This is a genomic window from Vibrio sp. 1727 (assembly GCF_033344415.1).
GTDB classification, from domain to species: Bacteria; Pseudomonadota; Gammaproteobacteria; order Enterobacterales; family Vibrionaceae; genus Vibrio; species Vibrio alginolyticus.
In genome coordinates, this window is the sequence record NZ_JAWPOT010000635.1 from 1 (window position 1) to 526 (window position 526).

1 protein-coding gene is annotated in these 526 nt (G+C 46.2%); it reads right to left on the bottom strand.

Features of this window, described 5'->3' with window-relative positions:
• Nucleotides 1-52 precede the first annotated feature (52 nt).
• Nucleotides 53-526 (bottom strand): HTH-type transcriptional regulator PuuR (gene puuR, locus R8O10_RS27325; protein WP_318192249.1); only part of this gene is annotated, 474 nt, incomplete at its 5' end.

The following is a 526-nucleotide window of genomic DNA, read 5'->3' on the forward strand; positions in this document are numbered from 1 at the left end:
TGCTCTTGGGTTTTCATACGCTCTCCTTGTGGTCACACAAGGCAAGCCCCCACTAAAAAGTGGTTGGCGTATGCGCACTTATCAATCGACAAGCCTTGTCTGTGTGATTCGTAAATCGATGTGGCTTCGTCGTATCAATAATGTACGACTCGCCGGCTGTGAGGACGTAGGAGTGGCCTTTGTACTCTAGAGTGATTTCTCCCTCTAAAATCGTGCCGACCTCTTCGCCTTCGTGTCTGATTTCCGCCGCACCTGTTGTTCCATGTGGTGCGTATTCTTCGATCAAGAATCCAATAACTTGATCTTTGTCGCCATTCGTCACTAGTTTCATGGATACCGTCTCGCTCCCAATTTCCACGAGATCTGACGGTTTGAAGACCACTTTCACTTCATCATTCGAAGATTGTTCAAAAATGAAAAACTCCGACAGTGATAAAGAAAATACGTTGACGATTTTTTGTAGTGAGCTGACCGACGGGCTCACTTTGCCATTTTCAATGGACGAGATTGCACTGTGGGTAATACC